At 68.3% G+C, this 18324-nt stretch carries 19 protein-coding genes, 3 tRNA genes and 1 pseudogene; 11 read left to right on the top strand and 12 right to left on the bottom strand.

Features of this window, described 5'->3' with window-relative positions; translation table 11 throughout:
* Positions 1-103 precede the first annotated feature (103 nt).
* Positions 104-550 carry a hypothetical protein gene (locus tag AB0I77_RS02625; RefSeq protein ID WP_363280566.1) on the bottom strand — a complete coding sequence of 149 codons (447 nt, stop codon included), beginning with the start codon at positions 548-550 and terminating at the stop codon, positions 104-106.
* A 307-nt stretch (positions 551-857) separates the two neighbouring features.
* Between AB0I77_RS02625 and AB0I77_RS02620 the strand changes: the two genes are divergently transcribed.
* On the top strand, positions 858-1694 hold the full coding sequence (locus AB0I77_RS02620; RefSeq protein ID WP_363280428.1) for a class II glutamine amidotransferase: 837 nt from the start codon (positions 858-860) through the stop codon (positions 1692-1694).
* A 22-nt stretch (positions 1695-1716) separates the two neighbouring features.
* Here AB0I77_RS02620 and AB0I77_RS02615 read toward each other — a convergent pair whose 3' ends face one another.
* Entirely contained in the window at positions 1717-1986 is a 270-nt protein-coding gene (locus AB0I77_RS02615; RefSeq protein WP_363280427.1) for a hypothetical protein, read from the bottom strand.
* 198 nt (positions 1987-2184) lie between these two features.
* Here AB0I77_RS02615 and AB0I77_RS02610 point away from each other — a divergent pair, with 198 nt between their 5' ends.
* Complete coding sequence (locus AB0I77_RS02610) at positions 2185-2607, top strand: SHOCT domain-containing protein (RefSeq protein ID WP_363280426.1); 423 nt, start codon at positions 2185-2187, stop codon at positions 2605-2607.
* A gap of 128 nt (positions 2608-2735) precedes the next feature.
* Here AB0I77_RS02610 and AB0I77_RS02605 read toward each other — a convergent pair whose 3' ends face one another.
* Positions 2736-3356 carry a superoxide dismutase family protein gene (locus tag AB0I77_RS02605; RefSeq protein ID WP_363280425.1) on the bottom strand — a complete coding sequence of 207 codons (621 nt, stop codon included), beginning with the start codon at positions 3354-3356 and terminating at the stop codon, positions 2736-2738.
* Positions 3357-3431: 75 nt separating this feature from the next.
* Entirely contained in the window at positions 3432-3983 is a 552-nt protein-coding gene (locus AB0I77_RS02600; protein WP_363280424.1) for a DUF2690 domain-containing protein, read from the bottom strand.
* 473 nt (positions 3984-4456) lie between these two features.
* Here AB0I77_RS02600 and AB0I77_RS02595 point away from each other — a divergent pair.
* Both AB0I77_RS02595 and AB0I77_RS02590 read left to right on the top strand, forming a co-directional pair.
* Positions 4457-4587 (top strand): annotated as a pseudogene (locus AB0I77_RS02595) (IS21 family transposase); the annotation flags it as partial.
* Positions 4588-4891: 304 nt separating this feature from the next.
* Entirely contained in the window at positions 4892-5710 is an 819-nt protein-coding gene (locus tag AB0I77_RS02590) for an oxidoreductase (protein ID WP_363280422.1), read from the top strand.
* 227 nt (positions 5711-5937) lie between these two features.
* Here the strand turns inward: AB0I77_RS02590 and AB0I77_RS02585 are convergent, their stop codons facing one another.
* Positions 5938-6201 carry a hypothetical protein gene (locus AB0I77_RS02585; RefSeq protein ID WP_363280421.1) on the bottom strand — a complete coding sequence of 88 codons (264 nt, stop codon included), beginning with the start codon at positions 6199-6201 and terminating at the stop codon, positions 5938-5940.
* Positions 6202-6727: 526 nt separating this feature from the next.
* On the opposite strand from AB0I77_RS02585, the gene AB0I77_RS02580 reads away from it, so the two are divergent.
* Together AB0I77_RS02580 and AB0I77_RS02575 are read left to right on the top strand one after the other, a co-directional pair.
* Complete coding sequence (locus tag AB0I77_RS02580; protein ID WP_363280420.1) at positions 6728-6943, top strand: type II toxin-antitoxin system VapB family antitoxin; 216 nt, start codon at positions 6728-6730, stop codon at positions 6941-6943.
* Complete coding sequence (locus AB0I77_RS02575; RefSeq protein WP_363280419.1) at positions 6940-7350, top strand: PIN domain nuclease; 411 nt, start codon at positions 6940-6942, stop codon at positions 7348-7350. Before AB0I77_RS02580 ends, AB0I77_RS02575 begins: the two co-directional genes overlap by 4 nt.
* A gap of 446 nt (positions 7351-7796) precedes the next feature.
* Here the strand turns inward: AB0I77_RS02575 and AB0I77_RS02570 are convergent, their stop codons facing one another.
* From AB0I77_RS02570 to AB0I77_RS02560, 3 genes are all read right to left on the bottom strand, one after another.
* Positions 7797-8135: an XRE family transcriptional regulator gene (locus AB0I77_RS02570; RefSeq protein ID WP_363280418.1), complete on the bottom strand. Its 339-nt coding sequence runs from the start codon at positions 8133-8135 to the stop codon at positions 7797-7799.
* The gene (locus AB0I77_RS02565) at positions 8132-8509 is read right to left on the bottom strand and encodes a type II toxin-antitoxin system RelE/ParE family toxin (protein WP_363280417.1); all 378 of its coding nucleotides are present in this window, start codon (positions 8507-8509) and stop codon (positions 8132-8134) included. The genes AB0I77_RS02570 and AB0I77_RS02565 overlap by 4 nt, the downstream gene beginning before the upstream one ends.
* Before the next feature lie 590 nt (positions 8510-9099).
* Positions 9100-10686: a glycoside hydrolase family 32 protein gene (locus AB0I77_RS02560; RefSeq protein ID WP_363280416.1), complete on the bottom strand. Its 1587-nt coding sequence runs from the start codon at positions 10684-10686 to the stop codon at positions 9100-9102.
* Positions 10687-10893: 207 nt separating this feature from the next.
* Between AB0I77_RS02560 and AB0I77_RS02555 the strand changes: the two genes are divergently transcribed.
* The 4 genes from AB0I77_RS02555 to AB0I77_RS02540 all read left to right on the top strand — a co-directional run bounded on the left by AB0I77_RS02555 (position 10894) and on the right by AB0I77_RS02540 (position 15687).
* Positions 10894-12303 (top strand): extracellular solute-binding protein, encoded by a 1410-nt coding sequence (locus tag AB0I77_RS02555; protein ID WP_363280565.1) that lies wholly within the window; start codon positions 10894-10896, stop codon positions 12301-12303.
* Positions 12300-13304: a sugar ABC transporter permease gene (locus AB0I77_RS02550; protein WP_363280415.1), complete on the top strand. Its 1005-nt coding sequence runs from the start codon at positions 12300-12302 to the stop codon at positions 13302-13304. Before AB0I77_RS02555 ends, AB0I77_RS02550 begins: the two co-directional genes overlap by 4 nt.
* 101 nt (positions 13305-13405) lie before the next feature.
* A complete protein-coding gene (locus AB0I77_RS02545; protein ID WP_363280414.1) occupies positions 13406-14266 on the top strand; it encodes a carbohydrate ABC transporter permease in 861 nt (286 codons plus the stop codon).
* The gene (locus tag AB0I77_RS02540; RefSeq protein WP_363280413.1) at positions 14263-15687 is read left to right on the top strand and encodes a glycoside hydrolase family 32 protein; all 1425 of its coding nucleotides are present in this window, start codon (positions 14263-14265) and stop codon (positions 15685-15687) included. Before AB0I77_RS02545 ends, AB0I77_RS02540 begins: the two co-directional genes overlap by 4 nt.
* On the opposite strand, the gene AB0I77_RS02535 is transcribed toward AB0I77_RS02540, so the two are convergent.
* The 4 genes from AB0I77_RS02535 to AB0I77_RS02520 all read right to left on the bottom strand — a co-directional run bounded on the left by AB0I77_RS02535 (position 15650) and on the right by AB0I77_RS02520 (position 17744).
* On the bottom strand, positions 15650-16714 hold the full coding sequence (locus tag AB0I77_RS02535) for a LacI family DNA-binding transcriptional regulator (RefSeq protein ID WP_363280412.1): 1065 nt from the start codon (positions 16712-16714) through the stop codon (positions 15650-15652). The two genes, AB0I77_RS02540 and AB0I77_RS02535, sit on opposite strands and share 38 nt — an antisense overlap.
* 628 nt (positions 16715-17342) lie before the next feature.
* Positions 17343-17416 (bottom strand) — tRNA-Ile (locus AB0I77_RS02530).
* Between the two features lie 177 nt (positions 17417-17593).
* Positions 17594-17666: transfer RNA gene (locus AB0I77_RS02525), tRNA-Asn, on the bottom strand.
* Between the two features lie 5 nt (positions 17667-17671).
* A tRNA-Asn gene (locus AB0I77_RS02520) sits at positions 17672-17744 on the bottom strand.
* 157 nt (positions 17745-17901) lie between these two features.
* Between AB0I77_RS02520 and AB0I77_RS02515 the strand changes: the two genes are divergently transcribed.
* Positions 17902-18207 carry a YtxH domain-containing protein gene (locus AB0I77_RS02515; protein ID WP_363280411.1) on the top strand — a complete coding sequence of 102 codons (306 nt, stop codon included), beginning with the start codon at positions 17902-17904 and terminating at the stop codon, positions 18205-18207.
* The last annotated feature ends 117 nt before the right edge of the window (positions 18208-18324 follow it).

The following is an 18324-nucleotide window of genomic DNA, read 5'->3' as shown; positions in this document are numbered from 1 at the left end:
CCCATCACGGGACCCCTCCCACAAACGGGGCTGGGAGGTGGAACGGGTTTGCGAGGTGGAACGGGTTTGCGAGGTGGAACGGCTTTGCGAGGTGACTGGGGCGCTATGACCCGCTCGGCTCCGCACTCGGGCCCACGCCGTCCAGTTCCTCGATGGTCCCGCCGAGCTTGGCCCGGAATCCCGCCAGCATCTCAGGCTTCGCGCTGACGACCCACCGCGAGCCGACCAGATACTTACCCCCGTAGATCGCGGCGGAGTCCAGCCAGGTCTTTTTGTACTTCTCCTCGGGGAAGGTGGTGATGAGGTAGTCGACCTTCTTCGTGTGGCACACGCCTTGGCGCAGTTGGTCCGCCTCGATGCGGATCTTGGCCTTGCACCCGGTCAGCGAGGCGATCACCTCGACCTTGGCCGGGGCCACCACACCGGCCGCGGGGGCGGCGGACATCTGCGACGGTTTGCCGCTCGCGGAGGCGACGTCGTCCTCACCCCCGCCGCAGGCCGTGGCCAGGGGAAGAAACGCCAGGCACGCGGCCAGCGCGGCGCCGCGCATGAGGCGGGCAGCGGACTGAGTACGGCCGTAGCGCCCTCGCTGTGACTGCTCTGCCTGCTCTGCCTGCTCTGCCTGCTCGGGGTGGTGTGGCACGTGCCTCTCCGTGTCCGGGCTGCCCTGCCCGCACCTGCGGCCAGGCGTACGACAAGGGGTACGGGCGGACACCGGCGGCCGTTCAACCTGACCCGGCAACATCACCGTGCCCGCATGGCGAGGCGAGGTGAAGGAGACGAAAATGAGATGCCGGCGAACTCAATGAAGCTTCCGGAGGTATTCCCGGAGGCGCAGGCAGGACAGGTGATCGCTCATGTGCCGATGGCTCGCTTACTCGGGAACACCCCTGCTGCTCGACACCATCCTCTACAAGCCGGCTCACTCACTGATCGATCAGAGCCTCCACTCCAGACTGGGTGTCGAGACGACGAACGGCGACGGTTTCGGCGTCGGATGGTATCCGCAGGAAAACATCGACACCCCAGCCTTGCTCAGGGACGTCGGCCCCGCCTGGAACAACCGCAATCTGAGGGAGATCGCGGATCACGTCCGCTCCCCGTTGTTCTTCGCCCACATACGGGCGTCCACCGGCACGGCGGTGCAGCAGACGAATTGCCACCCGTTCCGGCACGGCCGTTGGATGTGGATGCACAACGGCGCCATCACAGGTTTCCACCTCATGCGCCGCGATCTGTCCCTGCTCGTCGACCCTGATATGTACTCCGACATCGAGGGAACGACGGACTCGGAGACGATGTTCTACCTGGCGCTCACGTTCGGCCTGGACCAGGACCCGCCGGGCGCCGTGGCCCGGATGGTGGGAGCGGTGGAGCGCAGCGGCCGCGACCACGGTGTGGAGTTCCCGCTCCAGATGACGATCGCCGTGACCGACGGCGAACGCCTGTGGGCCTTCCGTTACTCGAGCCAGGGCACTTCCCGGTCGCTGTTCTACAGCACCCGCGTGGACACGCTGCGCAAGCTGCACCCCGATATGACGTTCCTGGAGGAAGTGTCCGACGAGACCCGCCTCATCGTGTCCGAACCCCTCGGTGATCTGCCCGGTGCCTGGAACGAGGTACCCGAGAGCAGCTATGGCGTCGTACATGCCGGAGCCGACGAGCTACATCGCTTCGTCCCAGAACCGGCATAACGCGGCGACTCACCGCAGGGAATTACACATTCGGTGGTTTCGCATGTCGCTTCCTGCGTCTACGCGCAGTGACGACACAGGCGAGCATGCCGAGGGCCCAGGCGATCAGAAGGGCACCCCACAGGGGCATGGTCACCGTGGGGATGAGAAGGCGGATCTCGACGTCCTCGTGGTTCTCGAAGATGAAAACCAGAGCGATCGCGGTGATCAGAACGAACGGTATGAGGCGGCGGACTCCGGGGCGGGACAGAAATGGCGTGTGCTGCTGTTGGTCTGGGCTGGTTCGAACCATGAGATGTCTCCAACACGTAGCCCCTCCATCCAGCCTCCTCTTCCAGCACGCGGCTCGCTACCGAAGAGGCCGCAGCCCGAGATGCTGGTCAGTGCGGCGTGTGGAACGGTGGGAGAGGGCCGGGCAGCTGGAGCTGGAGGAACAGCGGCGCGAGACGACTGCCGCGCCGCGAGGCCCGGCAGAGGCAGGAGGACGACGATGAGCAACGACGACCTGTATCTGGCGTACGACTATCCGCTCCTGGGCGCGTTCTGGACCATGATGTGGATCTTCCTGTGGATCCTGTGGATCATCCTGCTGTTCCGCGTCATCGGCGATGTCTTCCGCGACGACTCGCTGAGCGGCTGGGGGAAGACGGGATGGACCTTCTTCGTGCTCGTCCTGCCGTTCCTCGGCATCTTCGTGTACCTGATCGCCCGGGGCCGTGACATGGGCAAGCGTGAACAGCAGGCCGCCAGGGCACGGCAGGAGTCGCTGGACGCGTACCTCGCAGGAGCCGCCGGAAAGGCCGGCACGGCCAGCCACGCGGACGAGCTGACCAAGCTCTCCGAGCTCAAGAACAAGGGTGAGCTCACCGAGACGGAATTCCAGCACGCCAAGCAGAAGGTCCTGACGTCCTGACCTCGTCCGCAGGTCGATGCCTCCGGCCCGGCGCGGTCGCCGATCACCGCGGCGCCGGCGGGAGGACCCGTCCTGGGGCGGGTGGGGAGGCCCCTGCCGGGGTCCGCCCCAGGACGGTGGACGATGGCCTACTTGAACGGCACGTTGACGCAGGCGAGCCGCGCGCCCGCCGTTCCGGCGTGGCCGTCGTGCGTGGCCGTGGCCATCTCATGGATCACGACAGATCGGGCACCGCCCTCACGGAACCGCCAGTCGACCCCGGCCGTGGCGCGGCCCGTGCCGTCCCTGTTCGTGGTGAGGTCCAGCCACACCTCGTTCTTCGGGTTGGCGTACTTCGAGTCGACGGACGGCTGGGTCGGGTCCACCTCGTTCTGGTAGTGCGGGCCCGCGTCGGTGGGGAGCTGACCGCACGGCTTGGTGTGGACGTGGGCGCCGTAGGTGCGGTCGGCGGCGAGGTCCTTCACGCGCAGTTCGATACGGGTGGCGTCGCCGAAGCCAAACTCCTTGACCCGGACGCGGCTTCCCTCGGGAACCAGCTCGGTGTTGTACGTCACCGCGTCAGCCTCGGCCGCCTCGCCCGCCGGGGCGAACTTGACCTTGACGACGACCGGCTTCCACGACGTCGGCTCGGCGGGCGACTGGCTGGCCATGGCGGTGGCCGCCAGGCCGATGGCCCCGGCGAGTGCCGTGGCACCGGCGCCGACGACCATGAGGCGTCTGTGCCGGGTGGTGAACTTGTGTCGACTCATGCGGAACGCTCCAAGTGTGTGGCGAAGGTGCGGACTACGTCGCACGGACTGCGATGTGCGCAGGGCGAGGGGTGGCTACTCCGCGAAGCTCTCGGTGACGACCTCGTGCTCCCCGGCACCCGGCGAAGCGACGAAGGCCGGGTTGACGGCGGAGGCGTGAGCGCTGCCGCCGTCCAGCAGCACGACGTTCGTGAAGCAGGTGTACGCGTCGAGGGAGTCGCTCTTGTCCAGGGTGGGCGTGCAGGTGTAGGTCGCGTCCGAGCCCTCGCGCGTGATGGCCACGGTCGTCTGGTCGTTGGCGTACTGCTTGCCCGCTTCGGTGAGCTGTATCCGGCCCCAGGCGACACCGCAGGTCGCGCTGTGCCGGATCTCGATCAGACCGACCGTGGCATCGCCCACTTTGATGTCGTTGGACTTGGCGGTCGTGGCGTCCGCGGCACAGTTGTCCGTGTAGGGGCTGTCGCCGTCCTTGATGGCGGCCTCGTCGTTGGCGGCGGCCGGCACGAAGACACTGCCCGAGGGGGAGGGGGTCACGTCGTCGGCGTGGGCGAGGGCGGGGGCGGCGAGCGCGAGCAGCGGGGCGAGGGCCGCGGCCGCGACGGCTCGACGGGCGGAAACGGAGCGCATGAGAAATGTCCGATCTCAGGAGTGCATGGGGGGTGTGAGGCCACGGACACCGAGGTGGGTGCAAGCTCGGGCCCGCTCCCAACAGTTGAGGCGTCCACGGCTTCGATCATGACCCTATAGCGCCGTTTATCGCACTCCTGGACTACTACCGCAGGGTACTGAGGGGGATACGTGAAAGTTCAAGAACTACTCTCAGTCAGTTCGTACCGGACCACGGCGAGTTACCCGTCGGTGGGGCGTGCGGGAGCCCGCCGCTCAGCACCACGTGAAGATCATTTGTGGTCGGTGGCCTCCGCCGGCAGACCCTGGCGGTCGGCCGGCCGGTCGACGTCACTGGTCGTCGAATCCGTCAAGCTTCACGCAAGAGAACGAGGCGGAGTCGACGATCTCGATGGTGCCTCGCTCCCGCCAGGAGCCCCCGCCAAAGCCCTGTGTCCTTCCCGCCATCGGCCGCCGCCGCGAGGGCCCCGCGTCCGGAGGCCAAGGGCCTGGTCGGCGGGCCAACGGCTACCTGGAGACGTCGTTCCTGCCCGGCAGGGTTTTCGCCTCCCCGGGCGACTTCAACACGCAGCTGAGCTCGTGGCTCGAGGTCGCCAACCGGCGGGTGCACCGCACCCTGGAGGCCTGCCAGCGGGTGCTCCGGCCGGGCGGGCCGCGGTTTCGCCATCTCAGTGACCGATACGGTGACAGATTCGCTTGCAGCTCGCTGTCCGTAGAGTCGGGCGCGGTCAGCGCACTCGCGCGCGCACCGCGGGAGACGACATGGCGACGCGATCACCGAAACCGGAAGCCAGGCCCCCCGCTTGCACTTCCCCCATGCAATTTGCTCTCACTACCGAAGACCACTTGCCAACCACCCACCCCCACGTTTAGATTATGAACATAATCTAAGGACCCTGGAGGTCACAATGACTACAACAAACCGACCGGTGGCACTCGTGACAGGCGCGTCCACAGGTATCGGACAGGCGGCCGCCCTCGCGCTCGTCGCAGCTGGTTTCGAGACGGTGGGAACGAGCCGGAAGGTGTCGGGAGCCGACGTTCGCGACGGCGTGACGTTCCTCGCCCTCGACGTGGGCGACGACGATTCGGTCGCTGCCGCGGTCGAGCAGGTGATCGAGCGGTTCGGGCGGATCGACGTTCTCGTCAACAACGCGGGCATCGGCTCCTCGGGCGCCGACGAGGAAAACACTGTTGCGCAGGCCCAGCGCCTCTTCAACATCAACGTCTTCGGTGTGATGCGCATGACCAAGGCCGTTCTCCCGCACATGCGCGCCCAGGGAAGCGGGCGCATCATCAACATCTCGTCCGTCCTCGGGTTCCTCCCCGCGCCCTACATGGCGAACTACTCGGCGTCCAAGCACGCGCTCGAGGGGTACACCGAGTCCCTGGACCACGAGATCCGCGAGCACGGGGTCCGGGCCCTGATCGTCCAGCCGGGCGGTACCAAATCCGCGTTCGAGGCGAACACCGTCGCGCCCGACATGCCCATGGAAATCTACGCGGAGCAGCGGCGCATCGCCGACCAGGTGGCGTTGGCGGTCAACGAGGAGGGCGACGAGCCCTCCGTCGTCGCGAAGGCGATCGTCGAGGCCGCCACCGACTCCAAGCCGAAGGTGCGGTACACCGCCGGCCGGCAAGCCCGGGTCGTCAGCGCGGCGCACCGTATCCTTCCCGCCGGGGTCTTCGACGGACAGATCCGCAAGAGCAACAAGCTCCCCGGCTGAGCCGCCGGTCGGGGCTGGTATTGAGCGTCGAGGTGGTCTCCGTGCTCGTGGGGCGGGATGCCTCCGATCGGCGTGTGGAGGCGCTGATTGCTGAACCAGTCGACTCCTTCCGCGGTGGCGAGTTCGACGTCGGCCAGGTCGTGCCAGGGCTTGCGAGGCTTGATTGACTCCCCCTTGTTGAGGCCGATCTGACCCGGCAGCCGTAGTTCTCGGTCGTCATGGTGGTGTCATGGGGCCGCGGTGGCGGTGCTGTTGTTCCAGCGCCGGTGGCAGGCTTGCGCGATGGCTTGGTGGCGGCGTCGCCAGGCGGACCAGTGCAGGACATGGCCGATGTCGTGGCGGAGCGGGGGCAGGGCGGTTGCCCGCAGGATGGTCAGCAGCTCGCGTGCGCTGACCGGGATGAGGCCGACGGCCAAGGTGGTGGTCGCGGTGCGGGCGTGGGTGACGGCCAGGACAGCGGTGGCCAGGGTGCTGATCAGGCTCCAGCGCATCCAGGAGTTCCAGCAGGTCGTCTGGCCCTGGTCGAGTCCGGTGGCGCCCTTGGCCGGCTGGAAGTCTCTTCGTCCACAGCCAACGCGCGAGGATTGCGGACGAGATGTGAGGTCAGGTGCCCCAGTAGCGCCTGGGTCGAGCGGCCCAGGCCAAGGGCGTCCAGCAGTGGGACGAGGCGGGCGATGTCCTCGACCGCAGACCGCCGTTCGAGCGACAGAGGCTCCGCGCAGAGCGCCTTGACGGCGCGTTCAACCGCGGGCCTCCTCGTCGTGGCCGAGGCCGAGCCGCACGGACAGCAGCGGCACTTCGATCCCGGGGCTCGCTCCTTCCGGAGCCGTCAGCCGGACCGGGCGCTGACGTGACTGCCGGTCACCTCGGCATGCGGGCCCTGCGCGCACCAGGCGGACGCCGGGACCCGCACACACCCCCACTCATATCGGCGCAGGCCACTCGGCAGTCACGGGCCGCGATATACAATCGATCATGTATATTGATATACGTCATCGTGTGCATGAGGAGGCCATCTTGAGCCGCACTGTCATCGACCTAGACGACGAGGCACTGGAAGCCGCCGCCAAGGAACTCGGCACCACCACCAAGCGAGACACGATCAACACCGCCCTGCGCGAGATCACCGCCCGTTACCGGCGCTTGCGCGCGCTCGACGACGCCCGGCAGCTGGTGACCGAAGGCGCCCTGGACATCGACATCCTCCTGGACAAGAGCCAGTACCGGCGGTGACAGTCGCCGACTACCTCATCGACACCTCCGCCCTCGCCCGCGTCCTGCTCGGCCAGAACACGACCGAGTGGGAGGATCGGATCACCGGTGGGCTCGTCGCGATCTGCGACATCACGGAACTCGAGGTCCTCTACTCCGCCCGCTCGACCGAGGACCGCGCACGGCTGAAGGCGGCACTCGACGCCCACTACGCGTGGTGTCCGATGCCCGACGGCATCTACCGCCGCTCCCGCGTGATCCAGGAGCAGCTCACCGCGAAAGGCGAACACCGCAGCGCCGGCCCGGTCGACCTCCTCGTCGCCGCCACCGCCGAAGAGGCAGGACTCACCCTGCTCCACTACGACCGCGACTTCGACACCATCGCCCGAACGACGGGGCAGCCGGTACGCGCGATCGATCTCAAGTAGCAGAGCCCCCGCGGGCGCTCGCTTGGAATCTGCTGACGCGGGCACCAACCGGCCGCGACCGCGCCGTCATGCGGGCGAAGGACGCCGGCGACTCCACATCGCCGGCATCCGCGAGCACCGTCGCCTGCGCGACTGGCAGGCGACGTACACCGAGCATCCGCAGGCATACGCACACAGCCCTCGGGAGCGGCGCGGTACGTCTTTGCCGTTTCCCCAGGTCAGACATGCTGATCGGTGTCAGCCCCGTGCAGTGCTTGTGGGTCTGTCCCTGTCCTTGTGGCCCCTCAATGGCCCCTGGGGGTCGATGAGTTAGATGCGTACCACAGGAGCAGCCGCGTCCGCCCAGTTCAGCCACGAGAATGGAACCTACGCACAGCGGAGTCCCTTACCGACGAGATGATGCTCCACCCCTGTGCATGAACCAGGTTCACAGCTTGCCGATCGGGTCAGCCGAGGACGTAGGTCTCATCGCCGAAGTCAGCGACGATCTTCAGCTTGCCGCCGAGCGCCTTGACGTAGGCAGCGAGGGTGTCGACCTCGCTGCGCTCCAGTTGCCCCTTCTCGATGCGTGAGACGCGGGCCTGGGTGACGCCCATGGCTTCGGCAACCTGGACCTGTGTGGTGTGCTGCCGCTTCCGCAACTCGGCGAGGCGGTGCACACGGGAGGCCAGGACCATGGCCTGCGCCCCCTTCTGGATCTGGTCCTTTTCGGCATCGGTGAAGGCGAAGTCCTCGGTCAGGTCTCCCCAGGAGACGGCCTGCGGGTCCTTGAGGTGATCAGTCATCGTGCCCCGTCCTCTCCATCGATTCGCTTCAGATGCTCCGCGTATGCCTGCTCCGCTTGGGGCACCGCGACGCGGTACCAGCCGGACCAGTTGCCGGCCTTGTCACCGCCGACCAGAATCACGGCCTGGCGGGTCGGGTCGAACACGAACAGCAACCGCACTTCCGTGGCCCCTGCCGAGCCGGGGCGGAGCTCCTTAAGGTTCGGCAGCACTGATCCCTTGATCGTGTCCACCAGGGGCCGACCCAGCGCGGGTCCTTCCTCCTGAAGGGCAGTAACAGCCTGGCTGACCTGAATCAGGGTGTCGCGGTCAGTGCGGCGCAGTCCGTGAAGCCACGAAAGAGCCGGCTCGACCACGACGATCTCCCAAGCCATGCATACGCCCCCATCTGGCAATTTATTACACTGGCAGCATACACCACTGGTGTTATAACGGCAGACGTGGGACCGGGCTGGCCTAGCCAGCCAAGAGGATGGAATCTACGCACAGCGGAACACCCGAAAATGAACGTTTCCGCAGGTCAGGACCTGCACAGGTGGGGCGGGTGGGACTCGAACCCACGGCCGACGGACTATGAGTCCATTCGGGATCTTGGCGACTCTTGCCGATCAGCGCTCATCCATGACGTTTCAGCAGGTCAGGCGAGGTGAGTGGTGTCGGTGCTCGTCAACACTTGTCGGTCTGTTCCTGTCCTTGTGGCCTCAACTCCTGTCCTTGTGGCCTCAAGGAGGCCGCAAGGGGCAAGACCGACGGCGTCGAGAGTGATCTCGCCAGCTGGATAGGACCTCTCGAACTCGCCCGCGTCGGATTCCCCTACCGACGGGCGAGGCTCCACCACATGTGCGGGCGTGGAATCTCGTGCCCGTTTCCGCGGTGCCGATGTCTAGCTTGCCTCGGTATAGAGAGCCCTGGCGCGCCGGTAGTCGACAGCCTCTCGGCCCGCCCCGGCCACCTCCCCGTCGGATCAGACCGTGAACTCCCGGATCACCACGTTCCGGAACACCGCCTGCCCGTCGATCGCGAACAGCGCCAGTGCGGTGTCCGACGGGTCGGGGAAGGCCTCGGTCGAGTGCACGTACCGGCCGTCGCCGACGAACATCTCGACGGACGTGCGGTCGACGAGGATCCGCAGGCGGACCGTGCCGGCGGACGGGTCGAACGGCGTGCGGCTCTCCTGCCAGCGGCCGGAGGTGTCGGGGCTCACGGTGTAACCGCGGTTGACGAAGGCGTAGTCGCCGTAGACCCCCGCGTCGATGTGCCGCCCACCGTCCGACGACCGCCGCAACTGGAGGCCGGCGCCCACCAGTTGGTCCCAGGTGATCTCACAGGTCAGCTCGTACGCGGTACCCGTGTAGTCGACCGGTCGGGTGCCGTCGACCGCGATGTCGCCGAGGTCCACCGTGCGCGACACATGGTCGTCCAGGGCCGCCACCGGCTGGGACGCCAGGTAGTACGTACCCGACACGTGCTTCAGTCGTACCTCGCGGACGATCGAGTCGGTGCCGTTGAAGCCGTCGCACTCGATGGTGGGCGTGGTGTTCGCGTAGTCCCAGTGGTTCATCCAGCCGATCGCATACCGTGCGTCCGGGTCCGGGACCCCGCTCGCGTCACGTTTGTCGAAGGTGACCGCCGCGTACCAGTCCCAGCCGTGGTCCAGCCACTGGGGATCGGACGCGTCGGCGGTGAAGGTCGTACCGTCGAAGGAACCCGTCCAGTACGCGAACGTGCTCGGCAGCCCGGAGCCCTTGCCGTTGGCGCTGACGCCCAGCACCCACTTCCAGGTCCCGTCGTCCGCCCTGATCCGGAACAGGTCGGGGCACTCCAGGACGCCGATGCCGCCCTTGATGAAGCCGCCGACGTACGTCCACGCCTTGAGGTCGGCGGAGTGGTAGAAGCCCACTTTGTCGTTCTCGGCGAGCAGCATCACCCACCGCCCGCGCTCCTCGTCGCGGATCACCTTGGGGTCGCGGAAGTCCCGTACGCCGGGGTTGGGGAGGACCGGGGCGGTGCCGTGGTTCGTGAAGGTGCGGCCATCGTCCGTCGAGTAGTACAGGTACTGGGCCTGGGTGGCATCGTCGGGCGCCATGGTGGCGATGACGATCACCGCGCCCGCGCCGAAGCCCGCCGTGTCGTCCGTGTCGACCACCGCGGAGCCGGACCAGACATCGCCATTGGGCGTCGTGTTTTTCGGCACGGCGATGCCCCGGTCGGTGAAGGAGACGAGGTCGGTGCTGGTGGCCAGGCGCCAGGTGGTGCCGGCCGTCGTGCCGCCCGTCGAGTAGTCGGGGTTGTAGAGGTAGTAGTAGTGGTACTCGCCGTCGATCCAGATCGGGCGCTGCGGGTCGTTCATCCACTGGTCGGGGACCGTGAAGTGGTACTCGGCGCGGTAGCTGCCCGTGCACGCGGCCGTCGCCTCGCGGCCCGCCGCCGCCGCCGGTCTCACGAGGTCCGGCAGCAGAACACCGGCGGCGCCGACGGCCGAGGCCGTCAGCAGCGACCGCCTGGACAGGGTCTCCCCTGTCTCCCTTTGGCCGAGCGAACTCCTCTTCATGCCAGGCATCATGCGGCTCCCTTCCCCGACGTCGTCGTAGGGACACGGCTCATGTGGTCCGGAACCGTATACCTAACTCGTTAAAGGTCAAGCCCTCGCGCACCGGCCGTTCCCCAACTTCCCATCCGCGCATATCCCTTGACAGAGCCGCAGCCGGGTTCTCATCATCATGAAATCAATTTCGGCTAACACGAGTTAGGCATGCCGATGACCGACTCGCTCCTCTCCCGACGGGCCCTGATGCGCTACGGCGCGTACGGCGCCGGAGCCGCCGCTCTCGCCGGTGTCGCGGCCGGCTGGGACCGCCTCACCGCCGCCGACATCCCCGGCCGCGACGACGGCTCGCTCGTCATCGCCACCCTGGGCTCCGCCTTCAACCCCGAGGCGCAGCGCGCCCTGCGCGACGGATTCCGCGAGGCCCACCCCGACATCAGGATCCGCATCAACCCCGTACAGGCATATGACTGGTCGGACTTCTTCTCCAAGATCCTCACCCAGATCGCCGCGGGCACGGCACCCGACCTCGTGTACGTCGCCACCGAGGGCGTGCAGCTCTTCGCCCAGCGGCTCGGTGTACCGCTGGACAGGTGGGCGAAGCGGGACGCGGCCGAGCTGCGCACGTACTTCGCCGACGTCCATCCTTCGCTGGTCGAGTCGATGATGTACGAGGGGAGCCTCTACCAGCTGCCGGTCGAGTTCAACGCGGCCGACATGTACCTCAACAACCGGGTCCTCGAACGCGCGGGTGCCGACCTGCCCGACGACGACTGGACCCACGACGACTTCACCACGCTGCTGCGAGCGATGAAACGCAGCAACGGCGACCGGTTCACCCCGTACTTCTGGACCAACCGGCTGTGGGGCGGAGTGGTCCCCTGGCTCTTCGCCAACGACACCAACCTCCTCACCGAGTCCAAGGCCCCCGGCGGCGACTGGCTCTGGAACTCCTTCTATCCCGAGGCACTGCGGCGCGGCCGGGGCGGCGGCTACCGGTGGACGACACCCCTGGCCGACTCCGACCGCGTCGCGGAGGTCTACGACTACCTCTCCTCCCTCGTCCAGGAGGACCTGTGCACCCGGCCGGAGGGCGGCGACGGCCGCAACCTCGTCGGCGTCTTCTCCACCGGCCGCGTCGGTGTCACGCCCGCGGGCGGCTTCTGGGCGGGCGGCCTGCATGAGGCGGGCATGAAACCGGCCGACTACGACGTGCGGTACTTCCCGCGCCGGCGTACCCGGCGTCACCAGTTCGGCGCCGCCGGGTACGCGATGCTGCGCACGTCGACGATGCGGGACGAGGCCTGGGAGTTCATCAAGTACACCGCCCGCAAGGACGTGATGACCCAGCTCTTCGCGGCCAACCAGACCACTCCGGCCCGCCGCTCCATGGTCGACGAGGCCCGCTACCGGGAGACCGGCCCGGCCCACTGGCAGGTCTTCTACGACACCCTCGACAAGATCCCCACCACCGGCCCGATCCCGGCCCCGCCGCAGGTCAACGAGGTCGAGCAGCTGCTGATCAAGCACACCGGAACCGCCCTCGCGAGCCCCGGCGCGGTGCGTCCCGCGCTGCGCCGGCTGCAGGGGGACCTGGAGAAGGCCATGGAGCGTGAAGTGTGACGAACACCGAGATCAGGCCCGTAGGGCCGGAGCCCGCCCACACCCGCAAGAGTCGCAAGAGCCGAGGGAGCCGCAGGACCGGTCAGACCCGCAAGGCATCCGAGTCCACGTCCGCCACAACCATCCGCACCCGGGGCACCCGCCTCCTCGCCGTACTGTTCCTCGCGCCCACCGTCGTCGGCATCGTCGTCTTCACGGTCGTACCGATCGTCGGCTCGGTCGTCCTCAGCCTCTTCCAGTGGGACGTGATCGACGACCCGCGGTGGGCCGGAGCGGCCAACTACCGGGAGATCCTGACCGATTCGACGGTCCTCGTCTCCTTCCGCAACACGCTCGTCTTCATGGTGCTCGCGGTCGCACTCCAGTTGCTGATCGCGCTCGTGCTGGCGATCGCGGTGAACGGCCGGATGCCCAAGTGGCTGCGGTCCGTTTTCCGTTCGGCGTTCTTCTTCCCGCTGGTGCTGTCCGCCGCGTCCATCTCGGTGGTGATGAAGTACCTGTTCAACCAGGACTTCGGCCCCGTGAACTGGCTCCTCGGCACAGTCGGAATTCCCTCGGTCCCCTGGCTGACCTCGGAGAACGGGGCGATGGCGGCCGTGGTCCTGGCGTACGTCTGGCAGCAGTTCGGCTTCTCGTTCCTGCTGTTCGTCGGCGGCCTGAACAACATCCCGAAAGAGGTGCACGAGGCGGCTGCGCTGGACGGCGCGAGCGGGGTGCGCAAACACCTCGCCATCACCCTGCCGCTGCTGTCGCCCACGCTGCTGGTGGCGTCCGTGGTCGGCATCATCAACGCCCTCCAGGTCTTCGAGCAGCCGTACGTCCTCACGGCGGGCGGTCCCGGCGACTCGACGCGCACGGTCGTGATGGTCATCTACGAGACGGCCTTCGAGCAGCTCCGCTTCGGCGAGGCGTCCGCCGTGGGCGTCCTGCTCTTCGCCCTGATCATGGCGGTCACCGCACTCCAGTTCCGGCTCAGCCGGCGTTACGTCCACTACCAGTGAGCCGGGTGAGTCAGATGAGTACGAGTTCCCTCTCGGGTACGACATCGGGTTCGGTATCGGGTTCGGTATCGGGTTCGGTATCGGGTTCGGTATCGGGCTCGATGCCGGGTCCCCGCACGAGCCCCACCGCGTCACGCGTACGGCACGGCCTGGCGCCCTGGGGCCGGGTCGCAGGCCTGGCACTGTGCGCCCTGTTGACGCTCGGCCCGGTCGTCTGGACGGTGTCGACGTCACTGCGCACGCCGGCGGAGTCCTTCGACCTGCCGCCGAAGATCATCCCCACGGACCCCACCGTCGACGCCTACCGCGGGGTCTTCGACCAGATCGACGTCTGGCTGTACGCGCTGAACTCCACCCTGGTGACCGCGCTGATCGCGGTCGGCCAGATGATCACCGCGGGCCTGGCGGGCTATGCCTTCGCCCGCCTCGAATTCCGCTTCAAGAAGCCGCTGTTCGCGCTGGTCCTGGCCACGATGATGGTGCCGTTGCAGGTCACGATGGTCCCGGTCTTCCTGGAACTGAAGACGATGGGTCTGACCGACACCCTGCTCGGCCTCATCGTCCCGGCCTTCCCGACGGCTTTCGGCACCTTTCTGATGCGCCAGTACTTCCTGGGCATGCCGAAGGACCTGGGCGAGGCGGCGATGATCGACGGCGCGGGTCCGTGGCGCGTCTTCCGGTCGGTGTACGCCCCCTTGGCGGCCCCCGGTCTCGCCATCGTCGGCGTGCTGGCCTTCAACTACCACTGGAACGAGTTCTTCCGGCCGCTGATCCTCGAAACCTCCACCGAGAACCTCACGCTGCCCCTGGGCCTGGTCTCCCTCCAGGGCAACCTCGGCACCGGCTCGATCTCCGTCGTCCTCGCCGGAGTCGTCCTCTCCATGATCCCCGCCGTCGCCGTGTTCGTCGTCGGCCAGCGCCCTCTGCGCGAGGGCATCACATCCGCAGGAGTCAATCGTTGAGTTCCGCCGCAGGTAGTCCCGTCAGCCGGTCGACCGACGCCAACAGCCCGCGTTTCCGGGTCCGCCCGCCGGCCAACTGGATGAACGACCCGAACGGCCCGTTCCGCTGGGGCGGTCGATACCACCTCTTCTACCAGCACAATCCCGACGCACCCGTGCACACGAACGTCCACTGGGGCCACGCCTCCAGCCCCGACCTCGCCCACTGGGACGACCACGGGATCGCCCTGCGCCCCACGCCCGACGGCCCGGACGAGGCGGGCTGCTGGTCCGGCTGCGTGGTGGACGACGGTGGTGTACCGACAGCGGTGTACTCCGGGATCGACCACGACCACCAGGGCCTGAGCGCGATCTGTCTCGCCGTGACCGAGGACGACGGCCTCCAGAAGTGGAAGCAACTGCCGGTGCCGGTGGTCGCCGGCCCACCACCCGGCCTGGACGTGACGATGTTCCGGGACCCTTTCGTCTTCCGCTTCGCCGGACGCCGCTGGGCGCTGATGGGCGCCGGCCACGCCGACGGCACCCCGTCCGTCCTGGTGTACGACTGTGAGGACCTGTACGACTGGCGGTTCGCCGGGGTCCTGCTGGACGGCCGGGACCCGGCGGCGGCCCGCGCCTTCGGCAAGCGGGCGATCGGCTGGGAGTGCCCGCAGTTGTGGGCGACCCCCGGGGGCGACTGGGTGCTGGCGGTGGCCCTGTGGGACGGCGACCCGCTGAGCACCGCGTATGTCACGGGCCGTCTGGTGGAGCGGGCGGACGGTGGACCGAGGTTCGCGGCCGGTACGGGCGGCGCCCCGCTGGACCACGGCCGCGACTTCTACGCCCCCTCCGTCCTCCAGGACACGCAGGCCGGCCGCGCCCTGCTCTGGGGCTGGTCCTGGGAGTCACGCCCACCCAAGGAGGTGGACCGCGCGGGCTGGTCCGGCGTCCTCACGGCACCCCGGGTGATGGACACCCACGAGGACGGCACGCTACGGGTCGTACCGGCTCCGGAGCTCGAACTCCTGCGAGCGGCCGTCCCGTTCACGGCCGCACCAGGACCGCACCGGCCACTCCCCCTCGCGTACGACCTGCTGGTGACCGCCCGTTCGGCGGCGACCGTGAGTCTGCTGCGGGCCACGTCCGGGGCCGAACTGACCGTGCGACTCGACCCGGCGTCCGGCACGGTGACCCTGGACCGCACGGCCTGGCCACGCTCCCGCCCGGACGGCACGGCCCCCCTGGTCCTGCCGACCTCGCCGGGCGAGACCCTCACCGTACGGATCCTCGTGGACGGCTCCCTGCTGGAACTGTTCGCGGGTGACCGGGCGACGGCCACGGAACGGGTGTACCGACGCGGCGACGACATCGCGGAGCTGACCGTGACGGGGACGGACGTCGAGGTCACGGGCTGGGAGCTGGTCCCACCGAACCCCGCGTGACGACGGGGCACTCCAGCCGCCGGGTGGTGACCGGCGGCGCGGTCCCGCTGTCGATGGCGTCCAGGAGCAGGCGGACGGCCGTCTCTCCCATCGCGCGATGGGGCAGAGCGACCGTGGTGAGGGGCGGGCTGAGGAAAGCCGCCATGTGTTCTTGGTCGTCATAGCCGACGACGGACAGGTCGGCGGGCACGTCGAGGCCCAGGCGCGCGGCGGCGTGGAGGACGCCCGCGGCGACCCGGTCGTTGTAGCAGACGATCCCCGTGGGCCGCCGGTGGGCGGGGACACCGTCCAGCAGCCGCAACGCTCCCTCGTACCCGGCGGAGATCTCCCCTCCCGTCCGCACGATCCAGTCCTTCCCAGCCGTCAGCCCCACCGTCCGCAGCGCGTCCCGGAAGCCGCGCAGCCGTTCCGCGGTCGCGATGTCGTCCAGACCGCCCACCAGGGCGACACGGCGGTGGCCCGCGTCGAGAAGGACGCGCGCGGCGCTGCGGCCGCCGGCCCGCTCGGCGGGGATGACGGCCGGGAGGGAGCCGTCCTCGGGGAGGCAGTTGGCGAACACGGCGAACGTGCGGTGCAGCCCTTCCGGGACTCGGGCGCGGCGCAAGGACAGCGCGGCGTAGATGATCCCGTCGACCCTCCGGTCGAGCAGTTCGGCGACGGCCGCGTCCTCGGCGACCGGGTCCTGCCCGGAGTCGACGGTGAGCACCAGGTGCTCACTGCTCCACGCCATGTCCATGGCCCCGCGCAGCAGCAGCCCGGCGAACGGCGAGGTGGCGATCTCGTCCGTGACCAGACCGATCACGGCGGTACGACTCCGGCGCAGGCCACGGGCGACCGCGTTCGGCCGGTAGCCGAGCTGTTCGGCCGCCTTGCGGATCTTCTCCTGTGTCTCGGCGGAGAGGTTGCCCTGGGCACGCCCGTTGAAGACGAAGGACACGGCCGTGTGCGACACCCCGGCAAGCCGGGCGACATCCCGCGAGGTCGCCCTCTCGGCCCCGCCACCCCGCGTCTTCTCGACCCTGCCCATGCCCCGTCCCCGCCGACTTTGCCTGATCAGGCGAAGCCTACCCGCGGGAGATGTCGCGGAGCCCGCCGCCGCAGACCGAAGGGAACACCGGGGTGGAACAGCCGCTGACCTCGGCACACCGGGGTGCAGGTCGCCGTGCGACCGTGGACGTCCGACCGCCGTCCCTCGCGGCTGTCAGCATCAACGAGACTCGGCCTCGACCGCCCCCGACAACCGTCGAGGGCTCCCTGCGAGGCCGCTTTCTCTAGGGGCCGTTTCTTCACCACTTACCGGCCATGGCCAAGGCACATCCCGAGCGGTCCACAACCCAGAGGACCCCCACCGAACTCTTCGCTCGACGTGCTGAGGGTTGAAGTGCGCACCGGAGACGGGACCGAGAAGGCACGCCCGCGCCGTCGGGGTCTACCGCCTGTGGCGCGGCGGCGGCTTCGCCGTCGCGCCCTCCTCGCCGGCTTCCTCGCCGACGCCTACGGCATCACCACCGCGATCTGGACCGTCGCCGCCCTCAACGCCGCTGCAGAGCCGACCAGAACACGCCTCACCAGCTACGTTTCCGGGCGCATACGTGCAGGTCAGAGCAACATCAACCCAAGGATGAACGTTTCCGCAGGTCAGGACCCTGCACAGGTGGGGCGGGTGGGACTCGAACCCACGGCCGACGGATTATGAGTCCGCTGCTCTAACCGGCTGAGCTACCGCCCCGACGCGGCGTGTCGCGTACATGTGTGCGCGCCGTCTGCCGCAGCATAGCCGCTCATACGATCTCCTGCTTCGGATGGTCGGCTTCGCACGGCGTTCACGACCTTGAGGACTGCGCCGCGCCCCGGGCGGTTCCCCCGGACATGAAAAAGGACCCCTACGGGGCCCTCGTTCAGCATGCTCCCCCGACTGGACTCGAACCAGTAACCTGCCGGTTAACAGCCGGCTGCTCTGCCAATTGAGCTACGGAGGACCGAGCTCCCCCGACTGGACTCGAACCAGTAACCTGCCGGTTAACAGCCGGCTGCTCTGCCAATTGAGCTACGGAGGAATGCCTCGTTGCATCGAACGTAGCTACCTGGGTATTCGCCAGAGGGCGGACGCTCGCTGCGACACATACATTAGCGCAAGCAGGGGGGTGCTCCGCCAATCGGTTCCCCCGGCACCGACACCGCGCCTACGACCTATACAAGGGAAGGGTGGCCGCCATGCGCTACCGACTCACGTTCGTCGCGGGACTGGCTCTGGGTTACGTGCTGGGCACCAGGGCCGGCCGCGAGCGCTACGAGCAGTTGAAGAAGTCCGCACGCCAGGTCTCGCAGAACCCCGCCGTCCGCAACACCGCGGAGTCGGCCGCGCAGCAGGGCCGCCAGTTCGCCGGCAAGGCGTACCACGCGGTGAGCGAGAAGGTCGGCGACCGCGTCCCCGACTCCGTCGCCGAGCGGGTGCGCACCCTCCGCGAACGCAACACCAACGGCAGCGGCGCGGACGACTGGGGCACCAGCGACACCTGACGGCACCTCGTCGGCGCTGGGCACAGCGACTCTTTCAGGGGCGCGGGGCTGTGGACATTTGCGGCTCCGCCGCGCGGGCGCGACCAGCCACAACGCACCCGCACCCGCCCCTCGACA

The organism is Streptomyces sp. NPDC050619 (genome assembly GCF_040654815.1).
Classification (GTDB): Bacteria; Actinomycetota; Actinomycetes; order Streptomycetales; family Streptomycetaceae; genus Streptomyces.
This window is presented reverse-complemented; position numbering and strand designations above follow the sequence as displayed.

Bases quoted from the DNA above. Each gene is read 5' to 3' on its own strand.
- AB0I77_RS02570 (WP_363280418.1), bottom strand. From the start codon at position 8,135: ATGACTGATCACCTCAAGGACCCGCAGGCCGTCTCCTGGGGAGACCTG.
- AB0I77_RS02535 (WP_363280412.1), bottom strand. From the start codon at position 16,714: ATGGGCAGGGTCGAGAAGACGCGGGGTGGCGGGGCCGAGAGGGCGACC.
- AB0I77_RS02560 (WP_363280416.1), bottom strand. From the start codon at position 10,686: ATGAAGAGGAGTTCGCTCGGCCAAAGGGAGACAGGGGAGACCCTGTCC.
- AB0I77_RS02625 (WP_363280566.1), bottom strand. From the start codon at position 550: ATGCGCGGCGCCGCGCTGGCCGCGTGCCTGGCGTTTCTTCCCCTGGCC.
- AB0I77_RS02545 (WP_363280414.1), top strand. From the start codon at position 13,406: ATGCCGGGTCCCCGCACGAGCCCCACCGCGTCACGCGTACGGCACGGC.
- AB0I77_RS02555 (WP_363280565.1), top strand. From the start codon at position 10,894: ATGACCGACTCGCTCCTCTCCCGACGGGCCCTGATGCGCTACGGCGCG.
- AB0I77_RS02620 (WP_363280428.1), top strand. From the start codon at position 858: ATGTGCCGATGGCTCGCTTACTCGGGAACACCCCTGCTGCTCGACACC.
- AB0I77_RS02565 (WP_363280417.1), bottom strand. From the start codon at position 8,509: ATGGCTTGGGAGATCGTCGTGGTCGAGCCGGCTCTTTCGTGGCTTCAC.
- AB0I77_RS02610 (WP_363280426.1), top strand. From the start codon at position 2,185: ATGAGCAACGACGACCTGTATCTGGCGTACGACTATCCGCTCCTGGGC.
- AB0I77_RS02600 (WP_363280424.1), bottom strand. From the start codon at position 3,983: ATGCGCTCCGTTTCCGCCCGTCGAGCCGTCGCGGCCGCGGCCCTCGCC.
- AB0I77_RS02590 (WP_363280422.1), top strand. From the start codon at position 4,892: ATGACTACAACAAACCGACCGGTGGCACTCGTGACAGGCGCGTCCACA.
- AB0I77_RS02615 (WP_363280427.1), bottom strand. From the start codon at position 1,986: ATGGTTCGAACCAGCCCAGACCAACAGCAGCACACGCCATTTCTGTCC.
- AB0I77_RS02605 (WP_363280425.1), bottom strand. From the start codon at position 3,356: ATGAGTCGACACAAGTTCACCACCCGGCACAGACGCCTCATGGTCGTC.
- AB0I77_RS02585 (WP_363280421.1), bottom strand. From the start codon at position 6,201: ATGCGCTGGAGCCTGATCAGCACCCTGGCCACCGCTGTCCTGGCCGTC.
- AB0I77_RS02515 (WP_363280411.1), top strand. From the start codon at position 17,902: ATGCGCTACCGACTCACGTTCGTCGCGGGACTGGCTCTGGGTTACGTG.